Genomic DNA, 20,942 nt, shown 5'->3' on the forward strand with positions numbered 1-20,942 from the left:
CCTCCGACTCGAATGCCTGCACCAGCCCGTCGTCGGAGTGCGCGGTGGCGACCAGCCCTTCGCCCAGCCGGTCGACGCCCTGGTGGTGGTAGCTGTGCACGTCGAACGCCCCCACGCCGAGCTGGCCCGCGATCCGCGTCCCGCCGTCGATCTCCACGGTGTTGGTGGCGAACACGCCGCCGCCGATCCGGTACCGCTCGGTGCCGTAGACCTCGGGCAGATGCTGGTGGAGTGTGCCGCCTCGCGCGACGTTCACGAGCTGCAGCCCGCGGCAGATGGCGAGCACCGGCATCCGTCGCTCCTCCGCCCCGCGGAAGAGGGCGAGTTCCCACGCATCGCGGTCGGGACGCGCGGGATCGGTGAGCGGATGCCGCTGCGCACCGTACAGCTCCGGTTGAACGTCGAGCCCCCCGGTGAGGATGAGCCCGTCGAGTCCGTCGAGCACGGCCGGGGCCGCGGCATCCGGATCCGGTTGCGGCGGGAGCAGGACCGCGATCCCGCCCGCGGCGGTGACCGAGTCGAAGTACTGCTGGGGGAGAAACGCGGCGCGCACCTCCCAGACCCCCTGCTTCGCCTGTTCGAGGTAGGTGGTCAGGCCGATCACCGGCCGGCGGTCAGCCCCGGTCGCTCGGTGACCGGTCGCTGAGCTTGTCGAAGCGTCCGACGGCGACCCTTCGACAGGCTCCGAGGCCCGCTTCTCGTCAGAGTCGTTCGAAACCACGCACCCGCTCCCAATCCGTCACGGCGGAATCGTAGGCTTCGACCTCGATGCGCGCCTGGTTGAGGTAGTGCTCGACCATCTCGTCGCCGAAAGCCTCTCGTGCCAGCGTCGACTCCGCGAACAGCGCCGCGGCTTCGCGCAGCGTCGTGGGCAGGTGCTCCACCTCCGAGGTGTACGCGTTGCCGGCGAGCGGATCCGGCAGCGTCAGGCTGTTCTCGACGCCGTGGAGTCCGCCCGCGATGATCGCGGCGATCCCGAGGTACGGGTTCACGTCACCGCCGGGCACGCGGTTCTCGACGCGCAGCGACGAGCCGTGGCCGATCACCCGCAGCGCGCAGGTGCGGTTGTCGACGCCCCAGGCCACCCCCGTCGGGGCGAAGCTGCCCTTCGCGTAGCGCTTGTAGGAGTTGATGTTGGGGGCGTACAGCAGGGTGAACTCGCGCAGGGTCGCGAGGATCCCGGCGATCCAGCTCTCCATGAGCGGGCTGAATCCGTGTGCGCCGTCGCCCGCCATCACCGGCTCCCCCGCCTCCGAGCGCACCGACAGGTGGATGTGGCAGCTGTTGCCCTCACGCTCATTGAACTTCGCCATGAAGGTCAGCGCCTTGCCGTGCTGCTCCGCGATCTCCTTCGCGCCGTTCTTGTAGATGGCGTGCTGATCTGCGGTTTCGATCACCTCCGCATATCGGAACGCGATCTCCTGCTGGCCGAAGTTGCACTCCCCCTTGACGCCCTCGCAGTACAGACCAGCGCCCTCCATGCCGCGGCGGATGTCGCGCAGCAGCGGTTCGAGCCGGGTCGAAGCGAGCAGGTTGTAGTCGACGTTGTAGTCCGTCGACGGGGTGAGTGCGCGGTAGCCCTTGGCCCAGGCATCCCGATATGTGTCGTCGAAGACGATGAATTCGAGTTCCGTGCCGGAGTAGGCGACGAGGCCACGCTCGGCGAGGCGCGCGGTCTGGCGCTTGAGGATCTCACGCGGTGACTGCACCACGGGCGCGCCACCCTCCCACGCGAGGTCGGCCATCACGAGCGCGGTGCCGGGGAGCCACGGAATGCGACGCAGCGTCGCGGGGTCGGAGAGCAGGAGCATGTCGCCGTAGCCGGTCTCCCAGCTCGACATCGCGTACCCGTCGACGGTGTTCATGTCGACATCGACCGAGAGCAGGTAGTTGCACGCCTCAGCGCCGTGCGGCAGCACTGTCTCGAGGAAGAAGCGCGCCGACACGCGCTTGCCCACGAGCCGGCCCTGCGCGTCGGCGAAAGCCACGATCACCGTGTCGGTCTCACCGGTCGCGATCGACGCCTCGAGCTCGGCGATCGTCAGGTTTCCGCTCATCGTCGGGCTCCTCCATACGGTCGTGGGGTGACAAGACCCGACCTTTAGATCGGCTGGCGCCACCAGTCGACCCTAACCCTAGTGAGCGATCCCGCCTCAAAGGTAGACATCAGGTACCAATAGGCCCCACAATCATGCCAACGCGCCCGCATTCCCGAAGTGCGCGAACCCGCGACTGTCCTGGAGGACGGATGTCAGAGAACAAGAGCTCCGTGGCTGGTGTCACGTACACCAAGGCAGGCGAGGGCTACTTCGAGAAGCGCAAGCTCAAGCGTTCGGCCGGCTTCTGGGGCCTCTGGGGCCTCGGGGTTGCCGCGGTCGTGTCGGGCGACTTCTCCGGATGGAATTTCGGCCTCGGCTCGGCCGGCTGGGGCGGGCTGCTGATCGCAAGCCTCATCATCGTCGTCATGTACTTCGGCATGCTCTTCTCGATCGGAGAGATGTCGGCGGCCCTCCCGCACACCGGGGGCGCGTACTCATTCGCTCGCTCGGCAATGGGCCCGTGGGGCGGCTTCATCACCGGCTTCGCGGAGACGATCGAGTACGTCTTCACGACCGGTGTGATCGTGCTCTTCTCCGCCGACTACCTCAACGGGATCTTCTCGATCCTCTCGGACGGGTCCTTCGATCTGAAGGCCGCAGGCCTGCAGTGGGTGTGGTGGATCCTGCTCTACGCGGTGTTCATCGCCCTGAATACCGCTGGCGCTGCGATCTCGTTCCGCTTCGCGATCGTGGTGTCGATCCTTACCGTCGGCATCCTGGTGCTGTTTGCCGTCCTCGCGTTCGCGAATGGTGCCGTCGACTTCTCCCGCGTCTGGGACATCGCGCCCGACCCTGAGGTCGCGGGCTCCTCGGAGTTCCTGCCGTTCGGGTTCATGGGAATCCTGTTCGCGCTCCCCTTCGCGATGTGGTTCTTCCTTGGGATCGAGGAGCTTCCGCTGGCTGCCGAGGAGGCACACGACCCCCAGAAGGACATTCCGCGCGCAGGAATCTGGGGCCTTGTCACCCTCATCTTCACTGGAGCGATCGTGCTGTTCCTCAACCCAGCGGTCACGGGGTCTTCCGCAATCGCGGCAAGCGGCGAACCGCTGCTCGAAGGCTTCCGCGCATTCCTCCCGGAGGATCTCGCGGCGCTGCTGTCGTTGTTCGCACTGATCGGTCTGCTCGCCTCCCTTCAGGGGATCATGTTCGCCTACGGGCGGAACATGTACTCGCTGTCTCGAGCGGGCTACTACCCGAAGTTCCTCTCCCTCACGGGCAAGCGGCAGACGCCGTGGGTCGCGCTGCTCACGGGAGCCGTGATCGGCTTCGTTGCTCTGGTCGCGGTGGACCTCATCGCCAAGTCGAACGAGGAGGCCGGAGCGGTGTCCAACGCGATCGTCCTCAACATCGCGGTGTGGGGAGCGGTCATCGCGTACCTGCTGCAGATGGTCTCGTTCATCTTGCTCCGCATCAAGCTCCCGAACGCTCCGCGCCCGTACAAGAGTCCGGTCGGGATTGCCGGTGCCGTCGTCGCCGGCATCATCGCTGCGTTGACGTTCGTCGGGCAGTTGATCAACCCCGGCTACACGGCGGCGATCATCGCGATCGCGGTGCTGTACGTGATCGGTCTGCTGATCTTCGCCCTGGTCGGGCGTAAGCGCCTCGTCCTCTCGCCCGAGGAGGAGTACGCCCTGTCCGGCGGCTCGCACGGCGACCCGCAGGCCGAAGGTTACGACGCGATGGAGGGCGAAGTCTTCGACACCAAGAAGTGATCGAACCCCTTCGGGGAACGACACCGATGAGGGGCCGGCGCACGGGGGTGCACCGGCCCCTTCTCAGCCGGCGGCCGACAGTACCTCGACGAACTCGTCGGTCAGCGACTCACTCTCGTCCGCCGAGAGATGGTTGGAGTCCGAATACATGACAAGGTCTCCGCTTCGCGTCGGGCAGCCCTGCTCGCTGCAGAGGTGGGGACGGAGATCGATCGTCGCCGCGCCCGTCGCCAKGGCGATGTCGCCGATCGTGGCGCGCACCTTCTTCTGCTGCGCCTCGACGACATCGACCGGGAGGACGCGGTCGCATCGATGCGCAAGCAGGCTGGGGAACGAGCACTCCGCCGGTGCGTAGGAGTACGGGGGCACGAAGGTGGGGGAATCGTGCACGAGGACCACGGAGTGTCCCGCGTTCTCCAACTCGCGAATGGTCGCCGAGAGTCCCTCGTCGAGCAGTTGGAGCTTGTCGTCCTCATCCGACGACATCGCATCTTGGGTGGACCCGAGCTGAATCGTCGGATCCCAGAACGGTCGCGCCGAGGTCGAGATGACGACCGTGCCTGGTTCCGAAGTGGTCAGCCATTCCAGCGTGGTCGGAAAGTACTCCTGGCAGTGACGCACGGGTTCCTGCCCGACGTCGCCGATGAAGACATCGAAGAACTGGCAGGCGGGAGCAATGCGGGTGGACGCAGGACGACCGAGGCTCTGCGCCGCGCCGATGACCCCATCGCTCACGTGATCGGCGTGCGAGTCGCCGACCAGGTAGACCGGCGGGCCCGCAGCATCCGCATTGAAGGAGCACCCGATGATCGCTTCGGTCGATCCCTCCATGGGGTCGCTGCAGGAGGTGCCCGGGTGAGGGCGACTGGCTCGCTGGTAGCTCTGGACGAGGGGGTTCCCATAGCCGCCGGCTGACGCCGCGAGGACGAACCCGGCGGACAGCACCGGGGGAATCAGTGTAACCGCGAGCAGCACGGTGAAGGCTCGACGGGTGTATGTGCGTGCTCGCAGGGGCTGTTCGACCCAACGGTACGACGCGACCGCCGGGATCATCGCTGCGAGGGCAGCGACCACCGGCATCCAGCCGGTGCCGGGCCACAGTGTCGTCGCGAGGACGATGAAGGGCCAATGCCAGAGATAGATCGAGTAGGACCAGTCGCCGATCCGCACCATCGGCCTGGTGCTCAGCAGCCGACTGGCGACGTTTTCGGCGCGCTGCCATCCGGCGACGATCAGCAGCATGGTCGAACCCACCGGGAGGAGGGTCCACACGCCCGGGAAGGGCGTCGACTCGCTGATGAGGAACAGCGACGCGGTGAGCCCGACCAGTCCGACGGTTCCGGTCACCGCGGCGGCCCGTGGCGCGAGACCGCTCTTGTTGGAGATGGCCAGCGCGATGAATGCGCCCACGGCGAATTCCCATGCCCGAGGCACAGGACTGTAGAACCCGAGCGCGTCCCGCGACCCGGGAAACGCAAGCCCTCCCTCGTCGACGAGCGCGAGCAGGAAGGAGACCACCACGACCGATCCGACGAGGATCAGCGGCACGGCGGATAGGCCTCGCCTGCGTCGAACGAGCGCCCACCCCACCGCGAGCAGGAACGGAAAGCCGAGGTAGAACTGCTCCTCGACCGAGAGCGACCACACATTCAGGAGTGGGTTCGTCTCGGCCGCGAGGGAGAAGTACCCGCCGGTCGTGTTCGCGATGACGAAGTTCGAGACGATGAACATCGCCCCGATCGCGGTCTTCGCGGCGTTCTGCTGAGCTCCGAGCGGCGAGATCACCACCGCGGTGAGGAGCATCGTCACCGTCACCATCAGTGCGAGTGCCGGGGTGAGGCGCTTGAAGCGCCGCATGTAGAACCGTGCGAAGCGAATGCGGTGGAATTGGTCCCACTCGCGCTGCAGGGTCCCCGCGATGACGAACCCCGAGATCACGAAGAAGACGTCCACCCCGACGAAGCCGCCGGGAACGGGCAGTCCCGCGTGGAAGGCGACGACCATGAGAACCGCGATCGCCCTCAGCCCCTGGATATCGGGACGACGGTCTCTCCGACCCGATGCGGACAGGCCCCCATCAGCCGACGACGTGCTCTCGACGGCGCGCGACGTCATGCAACCTCCGTCAAGGCGTGGTGTCGGGCGGGGCCCGAGATGGTCTCATGAACAGTACCGACTCTGGCACCCGACCGGCGGCCCCAGCGGTCGGCCCTAGGCTGAGCCCGTGTTCGTATATGTGGTCACGAGCTACACTGACCCGGCCCAGACCGAACGGCTCGTCGCCCGGCTTCGCCGCGAAAGCCCGCACGCCCGGCTGATCGTGAGCCACGACAGGAAGATGCCGCCACCGGATGGGGCGCGCCTCTCGGCGCTGGGTGCCGAGCTGCGGCTGACGAGCGAACCGATCACCTGGGGCGACGCGACCTATCTGCGTTCGCTGCTCGAGGTGATCGCCGCGGCTACGCTCGCTCCGGACGACTGGCTCACGATCCTCACCGGCCAGGACTACCCGCTGCGGCCGCTCCGCGACTACGAGCGGCACCTCACCGCGTCCGCCGCCGACATGCTGCTCGAAGAACCGGACGACGATCCCCGCCTCCCCCTGTTCCTGGAGCGATATCGGTCGCGCTCATATCGGCTGCCGGCGTGGACGGACCGTCATCGGATCCGTCAGGTCATGAAGCACGTCCCCGGCTTCTCGATGCACAGGTCGCCACGCGGTCTCCCGCCGAAACTGGACCGACGTCGACTGCGCACGCCTTTCAACGACGAGTTCCATTTGTACAAGGGCTGTGACCAGTTCGCGCTGTCCGGCCGGGCCGCCCGCATCCTGCTGGCCGCAGACCCGAAGTTGCTGCGGTACTACTCGCACACCCGCGATGCGGCGGAGTCGTATCCCCACACCGTGCTGCGCAACGCCGCGTCACTTCGAAATCTTGCCGGGATGGTCCACTACGCGCAGTGGGTCGATACGCCGCATCCGAAGTGGCTCACCTCGGATGATCTCGACGCGATGCTCGCGTCCGGCTTCTGGTTCGCCCGCAAGTTCCGCCCCGACGAACCCGTGCTCGACGAACTCGACCGGATGCTCGATGCTGCGTAGCCCGCGTCGAGCAGCGGGCGGCAGATCCCCGTCAGCGCAGGAGGAACTGTGCCGACTGGGACGAGACGATCCCGCCGACCTCGACGTCCAGGTGGTACGATGCGCCGCCGCCGGGCGCAACCGGACGGTTCGCGTCGTCGCAGGTCGAGACGGAGGAACGGGTGCGATCCCACACCACCGGCACGGCGCTTGCGACGGTCTGACCGGCGGCGAGCGTGACGATCATGTCGCTCGGCTCGGTCTGGCAATCTGTGGAGCGCCACCACGTGTCGCTTCCGCTGGTGACTGTGAACGCCTGCGTGCTCGTGCCGACATTGAGCGTGCAGTCCACGCCTCCGGTGTTGGTGAGTCGGATCGACAGCTGCGGATTCTGGCCGGCGGCATAGGTTGCGGCATCCGTCACCGGTTCGACGGTGATCGCGCGCGCCACGCAGGGCTTCGCCGTCCCGGTCTCCGCTACCGTGGCGCTCGGCGATGGGGTCGCGCTCGGCGTGGCGGTGGGTGTCGGCGGGGTGGTGCTCGCCGTCGCATCCGTGGTCGAACTCGCGGTCGGCGAGGCCGACGCGGACTGCTGGGGGGTCGCTGCGCTGGTCGCCCCGGCCCAGGCCTGCCACGGCTGCGCGATCAGAAGCCAGGCGATGGCGCCGGCGATCGCGAGCACCAGGATCAGCAGCAGCAGGCGCCGCCGACGGTACACCGCCGGGGAGTGGCGCCTGCGCCGCTGACCGCTGCTCATGCTTCCAGGCTAAGCCGGACCCTCGAGCGCGTCGACCACGGCGCGCGCTGGCGGCTCACAGCCGCCGAGTCATCCGGCTACGCGATCCTGGTCACTTTCCGCGGCTCTTGCCGTGGCCTTTGACAGGGGCGGGGGCGATGACGGGCGGGGTGACGACGGTATCAACGGGAGCGGTCGCGGCGGGTGTCGTCGAGCTGGAGCAGTCGAACGTCCACTCGCGATTGTCCGAGGATGACGAGTTGTTGGCGAGGAGGTAGGACCAACTCAGGTCCAACACCGTGGCAACTGGGGATCGGAATGAGTACGACTGCGTAGCCGGTCCATCAAGGAACGTCCCAAAATCGAGGGTGCCACTCACCGAATACACGAAAAAGATCTTGTCGTTTGTTGCCGCGGGTGACACCGTGACCGATAGTGTCTCGCCCGCCTGCAGGCTGACCGCCGAGAAACTGACCCACGGAGCCGTGATCTTGACCCCTTCGAAGGACGCACAGGACAGCGACGATGTAACGGTCGTCGTCGCGTCGGGAGCCGGACGCGCGGATGCCGGCGCCGCCACCGCCGTGAGGGCGATAACCACTCCGAACGCGGCGCCGAGCGCGCCGATCACCTTCTTTTGAGCACGCATTTGCAACCTCGTTCTTCTCAGCGGACGTGTCTTCGGGTCACACACTCGCCCGTCGAGAAGACGGACTCACGTATACATCTTTATCAGACGTAACAGTGGTAACACCACGCCGAAAATTTGTTCTCATCCGATCCTCATTCGAGGTCGGGCCCGGCCTCGTCCCTAAAGAAGCTTGAGCATGCGGGTGTTGCCGAGCGTGTTCGGCTTGACGTGCGCGAGGTCGAGGAATTCGGCAACGCCCTCGTCGGGCGAGCGGATGAGCTGCGAGTACACGTCGGGATCGACGACCTGCTCGCCGATCGGCGAGAATCCACGACGGGTGAAGAAGTCGACTTCGAACGTGAGGCAGAAGAGCCGGGTGAGCCCGAGCATGCGCGCGCTGCCCTCGAGTCCCTGCACGATCGCGCGCCCCACGCCGTGGTGCAGCCACTCATCGAGGACGATGAGCGTACGGATCTCGCCGAGGTCCTCCCAAATCACGTGCAGCGCGCCGCAGCCGATCAGTCGCCCGTTCGCGTCCTCGGCCACCTGGAACTGCTGCACCGACTCGTAGAGCACCACGATGTCCTTGCCCAGCAGGATTCGCCGCTGAACGAACGGCTCGAGCATCTCCCAGATGCCGCGCACGTCGGCGGTCCGCGCCGGCCGCACGCTGAATTCGATCACCCGCCCAGCCTAGGGTCGGTTCGCATCGAAAGACGAAAGAGCGGATGCCGCGCCCTGGGGCAGCGGCATCCGCTCTTCGTATCGCTCGGACTGGCTCAGTCGGAGTTGATGACCAGATCCGGGGTGCCCGAGATCGCTCCGCTGTTGACGACGCCGACGGCCACCTTCTCGCCACGGGGACCGTGCTCGAAGGTGAACTCGCCGTTCTCGGCATCCACCTTCACGTGATCGCCCGAGTTGAGCTCGCCGTGCAGGATCTTCTCGCTGAGGCGATCCTCGATCTCGTGCTGCATCGCGCGCCGCAGCGGGCGAGCACCGAGGGCGGGGTCGAACCCGATCTGGATGAGCTTCTCCTTGGCCRCGCGCGACAGCTCGATCGTCATGTCGCGGTCGAGGAGGCGCGTGCCGAGGCGCTTGGTGAACAGATCCACGATCTGGATCAGCTCCTCCTTGTCGAGCTGCGGGAACACGATGATGTCGTCGACGCGGTTGAGGAACTCGGGCTTGAAGTGCCGCTTGAGCTCTTCCTTGACCTTGCCCTGCATCCGGTCGTACGACGTCGCGGTGTCACCCTCGACCTGGAAGCCGACCGGGCCACCGGCGATGTCGCGCGCGCCGAGGTTGGTGGTCATGATGATGACGGTGTTCTTGAAGTCGATCATGCGACCCTGACCGTCGGTCAGGCGACCCTCTTCGAGGATCTGCAGGAGCGAGTTGAAGATGTCCGGGTGCGCCTTTTCGATCTCGTCGAACAGCACGACCGAGAACGGCTTGCGCCGCACCTTCTCGGTGAGCTGGCCGCCCTCTTCGAAGCCGACGAAACCAGGAGGCGCACCGAACAGGCGCGAGACGGTGTGCTTCTCACCGAACTCCGACATGTCGAGCGAGATGAGCGCGGCCTCGTCGTCGAAGAGGAACTCCGCGAGCGCCTTGGCGAGCTCGGTCTTTCCGACACCCGTGGGGCCGGCGAAGATGAACGAGCCGTTCGGCCGCTTCGGGTCCTTCAGTCCGGCGCGCTGACGACGGATCGTCTTGGCGAGGGCGGCGATCGCCTCTTCTTGGCCGATGACGCGCTGGTGCAGCGCCCGCTCCATGAAGACGAGCCGGCTGGACTCCTCTTCGGTGAGCTTGAAGACGGGGATGCCGGTGGCCTGGGCGAGCACCTCGGCGATCAGTCCTTCATCGACGACCGCGTGGGATGCGACGTCGCCCGTGCGCCACTGCTTCTCGAGGCGGAGACGCTCAGCGAGGAGGGACTTCTCCTCATCGCGCAGCGACGCGGCCTTCTCGAAGTCCTGGTCTTCGCTCGCCTGCTCCTTGTCTTCGCGGACCTTGGCGATCCGCTCATCGAATTCGCGCAGCTCGGGCGGGCTCGACAGGATCGACAGGCGCAGGCGGGCGCCGGCCTCGTCGATCAGGTCGATGGCCTTGTCGGGCAGGAACCGGTCGCTGATGTAGCGGTCGGCGAGGTTCGCCGCCGCGACGATCGCGCCGTCGGTGATCTGCACCTTGTGGTGCGCCTCGTACCGGTCGCGCAGACCCTTCAAGATGTTGATGGTGTGCGGCAGGCTCGGCTCGGCGACCTGGATCGGCTGGAAGCGACGCTCGAGCGCGGCATCCTTCTCGAAGTGCTTGCGGTATTCGTCGAGCGTGGTCGCGCCGATCGTCTGCAGCTCGCCGCGGGCGAGGAGCGGCTTCAGAATGGATGCCGCGTCGATCGCACCCTCGGCAGCACCGGCCCCGACCAGCGTGTGGATCTCGTCGATGAAGACGATGATGTCGCCGCGGGTGCGGATCTCCTTGGTGACCTTCTTGAGGCGCTCCTCGAAGTCACCCCGGTAGCGGGAACCGGCGATGAGCGAGCCGAGGTCGAGCGAGTACAGCTGCTTGTCCTTGAGCGTCTCGGGCACGTCGTTCTTGACGATGGCCTGGGCGAGGCCCTCGACGACGGCGGTCTTGCCGACGCCGGGCTCGCCGATCAGGACGGGGTTGTTCTTGGAGCGACGGGACAAGATCTGCATGACCCGCTCGATCTCCTTCTCGCGCCCGATCACGGGGTCGAGCTTGTTCTCGCGCGCAGCCTGCGTCAGGTTGCGACCGAACTGGTCGAGCACCTGCGAGCCGCCCTGGGCCTGCGCAGTGCTGTCGTGGGCAGCGCCCGAGACGGCGGCCGGCTCCTTGCCCTGGTAGCCCGAGAGCAGCTGGATGACCTGCTGACGCACCTTGTTGAGGTCGGCGCCGAGCTTGACCAACACCTGGGCGGCGACACCCTCGCCCTCGCGGATAAGACCGAGAAGGATGTGCTCGGTGCCGATGTAGTTGTGGCCGAGCTGCAGCGCCTCGCGCAGGCTCAGCTCGAGCACCTTCTTGGCGCGCGGCGTGAACGGGATGTGCCCGGTCGGCTGCTGCTGGCCCTGGCCGATGATGTCCTGCACCTGCTCGCGCACGGCGTCGAGCGAGATACCGAGCGACTCCAGAGCCTTGGCGGCTACGCCTTCACCCTCGTGGATGAGACCCAGCAGGATGTGCTCGGTGCCGATGTAGTTGTGGTTGAGCATCTTCGCCTCTTCTTGGGCGAGGACGACGACACGACGGGCGCGGTCTGTGAATCTCTCGAACATCGTTCAACTCCTTCGGGGCACGCGGGTCGGTTGACTCCTCGCGCGCCGTACTTCGAGGGTAACGAGCGTCCGGATGCCGTATGCCGTTGTTCGCCGTAGGCATAGCGCCCCGACATCCGCTCGTAATGCCCGGTGTCAGGAGTTAGTGCCGTAGATGGGCAGCTTGACGCCGAGGAACCCGCCCTTGGTGAGGATGAGCTGGACGTCGCTGCTCTCTTCGAGGTCGTTGACAGCGGCGACCTGGCCCTGGCCGACCATGTCCATCGTGCACACCTGGTCGGCCTTGGGGTCCTGGAACGTGACGGTGACCTCTGCCGGGCCGGTGGCGGCGACATCCTCGATCACCGGAACGCAGGTGGAGGAGCCCCAGGTCAGGATCACGAACTGACCTGAAGCGGTCGCCCAGCCGGCGCTCGGCTTGAAGTCGCTCTCGCCTCCGGACGCGAGTCCCGCAACGCCTGCGAGCTCGACTTCTCCGTAGTAGTTGTCGCCGTTGACCTCGATCGCGAGGTCCTCCTCCGGGTCGACATCCTCCGGCACGCCGACGAGGGTCACCCGGGGCACCAGGTCCGCGGTGCACGCCTTGTCGCCCTCAGGCGCAGCGAGCTCGACCTGCAGAACTCCGTCCTCGTACTTGGCCTCATCGGCGAGGCCGGGCACGCACGTGGAGCTGCCGAGCGTCACCAATCCGATCAGGCGGCCACTGTCGAGCCAGGCCGCGCCGAGGTCGGGATCGGGAGTGAGCGTCACCGATGCGCTCGGCTCCGTCGATGGCGACCCGCTGGACGCGGTAGCGCATCCGGCGAGCAGAAGGCTCGCCAGTGCCAGGGCGCCGAGACCGGTGAAGAGCGCAGAACGGGACATGAGCAAACCTTTCGACGAGGATGCCGCGCATGCGGTCCGCGCGCACCCCCCGCGCCCGGCACCTTCATCATGGCGCAAGCCGCTGAGGAGTGCCCGAACAAACGATCACGAGCCGGTCACGACGTGAACCTGTCGTGGGTCACCCTCGCCTCGAGCGGCGACCCGGCCTGTGCGCCAGCAGACTCTCGTAGAACTCGGCGTGGGCATGCATCACGGCGGCATCGTCCATGAGGCCCGGTGTCGTCGCGCCGGCTCGCGCCAGCCCCTCCCGAAGCGGTGCGTCCGAGACAAGTCGCTGAATCGCCTCCGTGAGCGCGCCCACATCGCGTGGCTTCACGTGGAGCCCGTTCACGCGATCGTCGACCCACTCCGCAGGACCGCCCTCGTCGGCGACGATCACGGCACAGCCATGCGCCAGATACTGGAGCACGTTCTGGCCGAGCGGCTCTGGGCGGGTCGAGTACTGCACGGCGATGTCCCAAGTGTCGAGCAGACCGGGCACGTCGGAAACCTGGCCGAGGAACGTGACCCGCTGCTCGAGCCCCAGCTCTTTGGTCCGCGCCTGGAGTTCGAGAAGGTACCGTTCGTTGCCGAAGAGGGGGGCGCCGGCGAATTCCAGCGTCGCCTCATCGCCGATGTCAGCGCCCGCGAAGGCCTCGAGGAGAAGAAGCTGCCCCTTCCACGGATCGATGCGCGCCAGCAGACCGATCCGGATCGGACCCGGTGGGCGGGGCGGGCGGACGTGACCGAGTTCCAGACCGGCCGCGCTGGGGAGGACCGCGGTCACGACATCTGGACGCAGGTACGGCGYGGCCGAGGCGAGTGTCGCGTGGGAACAGGCGATGACACCGTCCGCCGCCGGCAGCACGAGCTTGCTCATCGCTGCGAATCCGAAGCGACCGAGCGCTTCGGCATCCATCATGTCGTGCACGTGAACGACGAAGCTGAGCCGGGAGCTGGCTGCCGCTAGCGCTCCGTAGGTGGCCGACCTCGAGCCGTTCGCGTCGACGATGTCAGCGCGTCGAAAGCGCCCGTTCAGGCGGGTGGTCACCGCTTGAACGAGCAGCCGCACGACGGCGACCAATATGACGCCGATCCGTCCTGTGCTCGCGCCCGCCGGCTGACGGACACCGTTCGTGACGACGGGAAGGCCCTGAAAGACGGATCCCTCGCCCGGTGGCACGAGCAGCACGTAGTCCCATTCAGGGTTCGCGCGCAGCATGCGCGCGAGAGTGAGCTCCGCTCCGCCCATGGCCGATGTGTGGTCGAGATGCACCACACGAAGAGTCGACGGGGTCCCAGGGCCGTCGGAAGTCGACGGGCGCGACGCCATCACGCCTCGGGCCCCGCCCCCGTGGTGGACTCCAGCAGCGAAGCAGGGTTCTCGGCCGCCGAGATGTACGCGACGAGGTCGGCGGGTGGCATCCCGAACAGCAGCGCCCCGAGTCGAGCCAGCGGGTCCAGCTCCTCGCGCACCATCTGAAGATAGGCCTCGTCGCCAAGGCCCTGTGGGTCGATGATGTCGTCGGCGCCTTCGGCATCTGCCACCGACCGCGAGTCGGCCAGCCGCTTGACGATACGACGAAGATCTCGGAGCGACCCCGGGGTCGATGGCGCGTCGAAGCCCCGGGCGATGCGCCCCGCCTCCCGGATCGTGAACGTCCTTCGCACCGCGGACGGCACCTGACTGAGCACCTTCTCGAGCTGACGTCGGCTCGCCACGAGCACCAGATCCGCTTCCGCCAGGAGAGAATCCTCCACCTGAGCGGCACGGTGCGTCGACCCATCCGCGCCGAGCGCGCTGACGATCGCCAGAACCCGGTCCCCCATCGGGGTGCCCACCGGTGCCGCGAACCCGGCGCTGGCGACGGACACGGACTCCGCGAGTTCGGGCTGTAGATACCACTGCKCCCATTGGCGAAGGAGGGCGGCTGCGAGCGCGGATCGGTGCACGTTGCCCGTGCACAGCGTCACGACGGAGAATCGGTCGTGCATTCCACCCCCTGGAATCCCCGCCCGAGCCGCGGACACTGACTGCGGGTACGTGTCGATCCTACGATCGACCTCCGGTCGTTCGCGCTCGTTCCGCCGCACCCACCAAGATGGAGCACAGGAACCGAACCTGGAGGAGCCCTGCGCGTACTGCGGATCTCGCACAGCGCCACCGTTGCAGCGTGGCGCGGGCGGGAGCGCGCTCTCCGGGCGATGGGCCTCGACGTGTCCCTCCTGACCGCGCGGCACTGGGATGCCGGCGGTGCAGAGGTGACCCTGTCCCCGGACGAAGAAGCGCAGACGGTCCCGGTCGACACCTGGGGGCGGCATCCCGCACTTTTCGTCTACGACCCCATTCCGCTCTGGCGCAGCTTGGGGGAGCACTGGGATGTCGTCGACATCCACGAGGAGCCTTTCTCGCTCGCAGCTGCCGAGGTGCTGCTGCTGAAGGCGCTCCGCCGAAATCGAGCGCCCTACGTCCTTTACACCGCGCAGAACCTGCGCAAGCGCTACCCGATTCCCTTCCGCTGGCTCGAGCGGTCGTCGCTTCGTCGCGCGGCCGGCATCTCCGCCTGCAACACCGAAGCGGCGCTCATCGCCCAGTCGAAGGGCTTCCCTGGGCGTGCGCGCGTGATTCCGCTCGGCGTCGAGGTCGGCGACGACAACCCACGCAGTGCAGAGAACGCACCCGCGAAAGTCGACGGCGCGCAGATCACCGTGGGTTTCATCGGACGGCTGGTCCCCGAGAAGGGGATCGATGTGCTGATGGATGCCGTCGCCCGCTCACCTCGGTTGGCGCTGCGGATCGCCGGCGCAGGCCCCCTCGCGGAGTCGCTGGACGAGAGTGCCGCGAAACGCGGAATAGCGGGTCGGTTCGAGTTCGTCGGAACGATCCAGCCGGAATATGTGGGCGAGTTCTACCGCGGAGTCGACGTGCTCGCCGTGCCGTCGCTGGCCACCAAACGGTGGACCGAGCAGTTCGGTCGTGTCGCGGTCGAAGCCATGGCGTACGGGACACCGGTGGTCTCGAGCGACGCCGGATCGCTTCCCGACGTCGTGGGTGGAGCGGGCATCGTCGTGCCGCAGGCGGATGTCGCGGCGCTCGCCGGCGCGCTCGTCGAGGCGGGCAGCACCCGAGCAGACGAGCTGCGGCTCGCCGGATTCACGCGTGCGGCGGAGTGCTCGTGGGAGGCGGTCGGACGCAAGTACCTCGAGCTCTACCGGAGCACCGGAGTGGCGGCATCCGCTGCTCCTGAAAACGGTCTCGAGGTCATCGTCGTCGCCTTCGGCGCGCCTGACCTGCTGCGGGAAGCCCTCGCGCCCATCGCGGGGATGGCGACCACGGTCGTCGACAACTCCTCGCTCCCCGAGATCGCGGCGCTCTGCGCCGAGATGGGCGTGCGGTACATCGACTCCGGGGGCAACATCGGCTTCGGCTCGGCGGTGAACCTCGCACTCGCAGATCGACTCGTCCCCGGCGCCGATGTGCTGCTGCTCAACCCCGACGCACGGATCGCGCGCGACCAGATCGACCGGCTGCACCGGGCGCTGCGCTCGGCGCCCGATCTCGCGAGCGTCGGCCCCGAGCAGGTGGACGAGCGCGGACGCGCCGCACAAGTCGAATGGGTCTTCCCCTCCCCCGCGCATTCCTGGCTCGAAGCCCTGGGACTGGGGTCGCTGCAGCGCGGCCCACGCTTCGTGATCGGCTCGATCCTGCTGCTGCGAGCGGAGGCCCTCGACCAGGTGGGCGGCTTCGACGAAGGGTTCTTCCTCTACGCCGAGGAAACGGACTGGGCGTTCCGCGCGCATCTGCTCGGGTGGCGCCACAGTGTCGTGGACGGCGTCCGCGGCGTGCACGTCGGCGCGGGCACTAGCCACGACAGCCGCCTGCGAGAAGCCCACTTCCACGCCTCTCAGGAACGCTATATGCGGAAGCACTTCGGGTCCGTGGGGTGGCAGGCCGCACGCGCCGCCGTCTGGGCAGGGGCGATGGCCCGCGCGGTGGTGCTGCCAGGTGAGCGCGGGCTGGGTGCGCGGCGGCGCGCGGCGCTCTACCGGCTCGGACCTGTGCAGGTCGAACAGCGCCTCGCGGGACGAGCGCATTGATGCACATCGTGCAGATCGTCCCCTTCCTCCAGCCAGGCACCGGCGTGGGAGCCGTGGCGTGGAACCTCGACCGGGAACTGCGAGCGCTCGGCGCCACGGTCGAGGCGTTCACGTTCGACACTGCGCGTGCGGGCCGCCCGTTCCACTACCCGACGAGCGGTATCAGAGGCCGCCTTGCCCGGATGCGACGGATCGTGTGGTTCCGGTTCGCGGGCACCCGACGAGCACGCCAGTACCTGGCGGCCCGTCCCGACGCCATCTCGATCTGCCACAGCGAAGCGCTCGCGGGCGATATCTTCGTCGACCACGGGAGCATGATCCAAGCCATGCGAGCCGCCGGTCACCCGCTGTGGCGCATCCTCTTGAACCCGATCCAGCCACTGAGCTATCTGCACGAGCGCGCGCGGTTCCGTGGTGGCGCCCACCGCACCGTGGTCACCCTCACGGCTCATGGCGAAGCCGACCTCGTCCGCTTGTACGGCAGAGTCCGGCCACCTGTCGTCACGATCCCGAACGGCGTGGACACGGACCGCTTCCGGCCCCCCACCGAAGAGGAGCGTGCGCGCCTGCGCCGCGAGTACAGCCTCGACGATGAGGACCGCGTGGCGCTTTTCATCGGCCACGATCTGCCGGGCAAGGGCATCGAGCACGCGATCGCTGCCCTTGTCAGCGCCCCGACAGTGCTGCTGCTGGTGGTCGGCGGTGTGGCGTCGACGGTCGAATCGGCACGCGCGATCGCCGAGACCCTCGCCGTGTCCGACCGGGTCCTGTTCGTCGGACCTCGGCAGGATGTCGAGCAGTTCTTCGCGATGTCGGACATGTTCGTCTTCCCCAGCGGATACGAAGCTTTCGGTCTCGTCGTGCTCGAGGCGCTCGCGAGCGGTCTTCCGGTGATCGCGACGCGCGTGGGGTGCGCGCCGGATGTCGTGGTCGACGGGGTCAACGGCTATCTCGTCGAGCAGGATGGCACGGAGATCGGCGAGCGAATGGAATCGCTCGCGGCAGCGGACCTCGCTGCCTGGCGGCCTCGCGCTCGCGCGAGCGTCGCGGAGCGCACCTGGCGTCATGTTGCGAAGCAGTACCTCGAACTCGCCGAGGAAGTCGCCGCGCGGCGGGGCGTCGAGGGCGGGGTCGCATGACGGGCCGGCTCCGCATCCTGCACGCCGTCAACTCCGACCGCTTCGCCGGCGTCGAGCAGTTCGTGCGGCGACTCGCGATCCGGCAGGCCCAGGATGGCCACACGGTCACGGTTCTCGGCGGCGCCCGAGAGCACATGCAGGCGCCGCTCACGGATGCCGAGGTGTCATGGGCGCCGGCCAGCTCGACGCTCGCGGTGTGGCGTGGCGTCCTCGAGCGGCTGCCGGCCTCCGCCGTCGTGAACACGCACATGACCGCGGCGGACGTCGCCGCCGTCGCAGCTCGCGGAGTGACTCGACGCCACGTCCCGATCATCGCAACGCGTCACTTCGCTCAGGTGCGGGGTACGCGGGCGCCGGACTTCACGTACCGGTTCGTCGAACGCCGCATTGACGCAGAGATCTCGATCAGTCGAGCGGTCGCCGAACGCATCGGCGTCGCGTCGACGGTGATCCACCCCGGCGTCGAGCCGGGCACCGTCGGCGACCCGTCGGCTCGACGTCGCGTCATCCTGGTCGCGCAGCGACTTCAGCCGGAGAAGCACACCGAGGTCGCGCTCCGCGCGTTCGCCGCTTCAGGCGTCTGGGTGGATGGATGGGTACTTGAGATCGCGGGCACGGGCCCCGAGCGGGACCACCTGACCTCGCTGGCATCGAGACTGGGCATCGGTGACCACATCCGTTTCCTGGGGTTTCGCACCGATCTCCCCCTGCTGATGAGCGAAGCGGGAATCCTCTTCGCGAGCTCACCTTTCGAGCACTTCGGACTGACGGTTCTCGAGGCGATGGCAGCTGGGCTGCCGGTCGTGGCCACTGCGGCTGGTGGGCATGCCGAGATGCTCCACGGCCTCGACGAGCGAGCGCTGTTCCCATCCGGCGACGCGGACGGTGCTGCGGCGCGCCTGAGATCGCTCGCGGCCGACCCCCAAGGCCGCGCGATGCTGGGTTCGCAGGAGCACTCACGGCAGGTGGAGCAGTTCTCGCTGCGGCAGCAGGCCGATGCGACGGAGACGGTCTATCGCCATGTGATTCGCATGACGGAGACCACGCGATGACCGATCTGGTGGTGGCGTCTCTCGAGCGCTGGGACGCCGTGTGGCGGCGCAACCAGCACCTGCTCGACGGCTTGCTGCGTGCCGATCCGGACCTGCGCGTGCTGTTCGTGGAGCCCGCGGCGGACCCCCTGCACGATCTGAGCGTCCGCCGCCGCCCGCAGTTGGGGACGGTGGCGCGGCCGACGGGAGGCTCCGGCCGCCTGTGGGCTCTTCGTCCGATCAAGCTCCTGCCGCGGCGCGTCGATGCACGCGCAGACCGCAGGATCGCCGACGGGATCGTCGCGGCAGCACGTCGTCTCGGCTTCACGGATCCGGTGCTCTGGATCAACGACCCGGCCCTGGCCGGTCTCGTCGACGTCACGGGGTGGCCGGCCATGTACGACATCACCGATGACTGGCTGGCAGCGGATCGCGCCTCCGCCGAGCTCGCGCGGCTCTCGCAAAACGAGCGACTGCTGCTCGAACGAGCATCCGAGGTCGTCGTGTGCTCACCGGAGCTGATGCGGCGGAAAGCTCCCCTTCGACCGGTTGAGCGGCATCCGATCGTGCTCATTCCGAATGCGGTGGATGTCGCCTCGTACCGACGCCCGCGTTCCCGGCCCGATGATCTACCGGCAGGGCGCACGGCGGTATACGCGGGAACGGTGCACGCCGATCGATTCGACGTCGCACTGACCGTCGAGACTGCCCATCTGCTCGGCGCCGACGCCACTATCGTCCTCGTCGGTCCGAACCTCCTCGAGGAGCACGCGGTGAAGTCGCTCATCGGCGCGGGCGTGATGGTGCTCGGCCCACGTTCACCGGAGGACCTCGTCGCTTATCTGCAGCACGCTGACGCGCTCATCGTGCCGCACGTCGTGGACGCGTTCACAGACAGCCTCGACCCGATCAAGCTCTACGAATATCAGGCGGTCGGTCGGCCGGTCGTTTCCACCCCGGTCGCAGGCTTCCGCGACGCCGACGATGACCGCATCGTCATCGCGGATGCCGCTTCGTTCGGCCAGGCGGTCCGGCATGCGGTCGCGACGTCAGACCCGTTTCCCGCGCGGACGGACGAGGACGTCGCGGATTGGAGCGTCCGCGTCGTAGCGATGCGGGATGTGCTCGAAGAACTCCGCACTCCTTGAGGCACTGGGCCATGGGCCTCAGGTCGGCGAGTGCTCCCGACTGGGGCGCTCGCCGTGCAGGCTCTCGTAGATGTCATCGACCAGGCGCATGACACCCAGGTCCCCCGTGACCGGGCCTGCGGCGAGCATCCCGTCAGCGCCGAGAAGGAGCGCCGTCGGTGTGCCCCATTCCTCGATCGAGCCCGCCACGTAGTCGTCCACATCATGCAGTGACTGGGGCTCATCCCGCTCGGTCCAGGGACTCCGTTCGGCGCGCTCCGCGAGGAGCAGCCGCACGTCGACCTCCGGGAGCAGTTCGCGCCACTCCCTCCGTTTCTCGAAGACGCTCTCGCAGGAGCCGCACATCGATGAGACGGCGAGGAGGAGGATCGGCTTGCGGGCGGCCAGCGTTCGCAGGTTCACGACGGTGCCATCCGCCTGGGTGACCGGAACCGCTGGGGTGCGCGTGCGGATGTAGTCGAGGTCTTCGTCGTCCGGCGTGCCGGGCGGGACCATGGCCTTCGCGGCCGGGGTCGTGTCTGTGCCGGCAGCGGCCTCTTCGGGCCAGAGCACCAGCGCAGTCGTCACCGCTGCGATGGCAAGCGCGACTAGCCACGCGAATTGAGGGATGCCGGCCGCCAGCGCTCCGCCGAAGAGAGGCGTCGTCCAGATCACGGCGGCCGTCGCGACGGCGAGGATCGTCAACCAGACGTTGCGCACGACCGTGACGCGGGTGACACGCTTGCGCGCGCCGAAGCACGCGCATGAGGTGCTCTCGGACCGGGCGACGACCCGTGTGACCAGGATCGTGTAGYCGACCATCAGCGCCACCGCGACGAGAGCGGCGACCAGGCCGAGCCAGCCGCCGAGCAGCGCGACCGCGCCGCCGAGCAGCAGCTCTGCCCACGGGTGAATGCGACGCAGCGATTCGCGGCGAAGGACCGCGGGCACACCGAGTTCGCGCCATCCGGCAAGGTCATCGGGCGTGCGGAGCTTCCCGATGGCGCTCGAGATCAGGACGGCCGCGAGCACGACAGGGATCGCGATGGACAGGGCGACGGGCATAGGCAGATGCTAGCGCCGCGCCGATGTGGGTGCTGCCAAAGTGACCGGTAGCA

The 20,942-nt window shown here is 67.7% G+C and carries 17 protein-coding genes; 6 read left to right on the forward strand and 11 right to left on the reverse strand.

Translation table 11 applies throughout. The features are described 5' to 3' along the window. Positions 1–721, reverse strand: a 721-nt coding sequence (locus tag AC1DVT_RS03610; RefSeq protein ID WP_477386592.1) for a gamma-glutamyl-gamma-aminobutyrate hydrolase family protein, incomplete at its 3' end; no start/stop codon positions are given. After that, positions 702–2,057 carry a glutamine synthetase family protein gene (locus AC1DVT_RS03615; protein WP_477386594.1) on the reverse strand — a complete coding sequence of 452 codons (1,356 nt, stop codon included), beginning with the start codon at positions 2,055–2,057 and terminating at the stop codon, positions 702–704. The genes AC1DVT_RS03610 and AC1DVT_RS03615, both read right to left, overlap by 20 nt. 191 nt (positions 2,058–2,248) lie before the next feature. Between AC1DVT_RS03615 and AC1DVT_RS03620 the strand changes: the two genes are divergently transcribed. Further along, complete coding sequence (locus tag AC1DVT_RS03620) at positions 2,249–3,811, forward strand: amino acid permease (protein ID WP_477386596.1); 1,563 nt, start codon at positions 2,249–2,251, stop codon at positions 3,809–3,811. Between the two features lie 63 nt (positions 3,812–3,874). Here AC1DVT_RS03620 and AC1DVT_RS03625 read toward each other — a convergent pair whose 3' ends face one another. Then, on the reverse strand, positions 3,875–5,926 hold the full coding sequence (locus AC1DVT_RS03625; RefSeq protein WP_477386598.1) for an acyltransferase family protein: 2,052 nt from the start codon (positions 5,924–5,926) through the stop codon (positions 3,875–3,877). A 109-nt stretch (positions 5,927–6,035) separates the two neighbouring features. Between AC1DVT_RS03625 and AC1DVT_RS03630 the strand changes: the two genes are divergently transcribed. Continuing rightward, the gene (locus AC1DVT_RS03630; RefSeq protein WP_477386600.1) at positions 6,036–6,914 is read left to right on the forward strand and encodes a beta-1,6-N-acetylglucosaminyltransferase; all 879 of its coding nucleotides are present in this window, start codon (positions 6,036–6,038) and stop codon (positions 6,912–6,914) included. A gap of 31 nt (positions 6,915–6,945) precedes the next feature. Here AC1DVT_RS03630 and AC1DVT_RS03635 read toward each other — a convergent pair whose 3' ends face one another. From AC1DVT_RS03635 to AC1DVT_RS03665, 7 genes are all read right to left on the reverse strand, one after another. After that, on the reverse strand, positions 6,946–7,650 hold the full coding sequence (locus tag AC1DVT_RS03635) for a hypothetical protein (protein WP_477386602.1): 705 nt from the start codon (positions 7,648–7,650) through the stop codon (positions 6,946–6,948). A gap of 91 nt (positions 7,651–7,741) precedes the next feature. After that, positions 7,742–8,278 carry a hypothetical protein gene (locus AC1DVT_RS03640; RefSeq protein ID WP_477386604.1) on the reverse strand — a complete coding sequence of 179 codons (537 nt, stop codon included), beginning with the start codon at positions 8,276–8,278 and terminating at the stop codon, positions 7,742–7,744. A gap of 162 nt (positions 8,279–8,440) precedes the next feature. Then, positions 8,441–8,944: an amino-acid N-acetyltransferase gene (locus AC1DVT_RS03645; RefSeq protein ID WP_477386606.1), complete on the reverse strand. Its 504-nt coding sequence runs from the start codon at positions 8,942–8,944 to the stop codon at positions 8,441–8,443. 95 nt (positions 8,945–9,039) lie between these two features. Continuing rightward, positions 9,040–11,565 carry an ATP-dependent Clp protease ATP-binding subunit gene (locus AC1DVT_RS03650; protein ID WP_477386608.1) on the reverse strand — a complete coding sequence of 842 codons (2,526 nt, stop codon included), beginning with the start codon at positions 11,563–11,565 and terminating at the stop codon, positions 9,040–9,042. Positions 11,566–11,700: 135 nt separating this feature from the next. Beyond that, complete coding sequence (locus AC1DVT_RS03655) at positions 11,701–12,429, reverse strand: hypothetical protein (RefSeq protein ID WP_477386610.1); 729 nt, start codon at positions 12,427–12,429, stop codon at positions 11,701–11,703. A 139-nt stretch (positions 12,430–12,568) separates the two neighbouring features. Then, a complete protein-coding gene (locus tag AC1DVT_RS03660; protein WP_477386612.1) occupies positions 12,569–13,708 on the reverse strand; it encodes a glycosyltransferase family 4 protein in 1,140 nt (379 codons plus the stop codon). Between the two features lie 53 nt (positions 13,709–13,761). Further along, positions 13,762–14,424 (reverse strand): arsenate reductase/protein-tyrosine-phosphatase family protein, encoded by a 663-nt coding sequence (locus AC1DVT_RS03665; RefSeq protein WP_477386614.1) that lies wholly within the window; start codon positions 14,422–14,424, stop codon positions 13,762–13,764. Between the two features lie 222 nt (positions 14,425–14,646). Between AC1DVT_RS03665 and AC1DVT_RS03670 the strand changes: the two genes are divergently transcribed. Genes AC1DVT_RS03670 through AC1DVT_RS03685 form a run of 4 tightly spaced genes read left to right on the forward strand, consistent with a single transcriptional unit; the run spans position 14,647 to position 19,845 of the window. Then, positions 14,647–16,527, forward strand: a complete 1,881-nt coding sequence (locus tag AC1DVT_RS03670; RefSeq protein WP_477386616.1) for a glycosyltransferase — start codon at positions 14,647–14,649, stop codon at positions 16,525–16,527. Beyond that, positions 16,527–17,666, forward strand: coding sequence for a glycosyltransferase family 4 protein (locus AC1DVT_RS03675; protein ID WP_477386618.1), 1,140 nt, complete (start codon positions 16,527–16,529; stop codon positions 17,664–17,666). Before AC1DVT_RS03670 ends, AC1DVT_RS03675 begins: the two co-directional genes overlap by 1 nt. Next, positions 17,663–18,718, forward strand: a complete 1,056-nt coding sequence (locus AC1DVT_RS03680; RefSeq protein ID WP_477386620.1) for a glycosyltransferase — start codon at positions 17,663–17,665, stop codon at positions 18,716–18,718. Before AC1DVT_RS03675 ends, AC1DVT_RS03680 begins: the two co-directional genes overlap by 4 nt. Continuing rightward, positions 18,715–19,845: a glycosyltransferase gene (locus tag AC1DVT_RS03685; protein WP_477386622.1), complete on the forward strand. Its 1,131-nt coding sequence runs from the start codon at positions 18,715–18,717 to the stop codon at positions 19,843–19,845. Before AC1DVT_RS03680 ends, AC1DVT_RS03685 begins: the two co-directional genes overlap by 4 nt. A gap of 18 nt (positions 19,846–19,863) precedes the next feature. On the opposite strand, the gene AC1DVT_RS03690 is transcribed toward AC1DVT_RS03685, so the two are convergent. Next, positions 19,864–20,889 carry a MauE/DoxX family redox-associated membrane protein gene (locus tag AC1DVT_RS03690; protein ID WP_477386624.1) on the reverse strand — a complete coding sequence of 342 codons (1,026 nt, stop codon included), beginning with the start codon at positions 20,887–20,889 and terminating at the stop codon, positions 19,864–19,866. Positions 20,890–20,942 lie beyond the last annotated feature (53 nt).

The sequence above is a fragment of the Microbacterium sp. P2_F9 genome, from assembly GCF_056403635.1.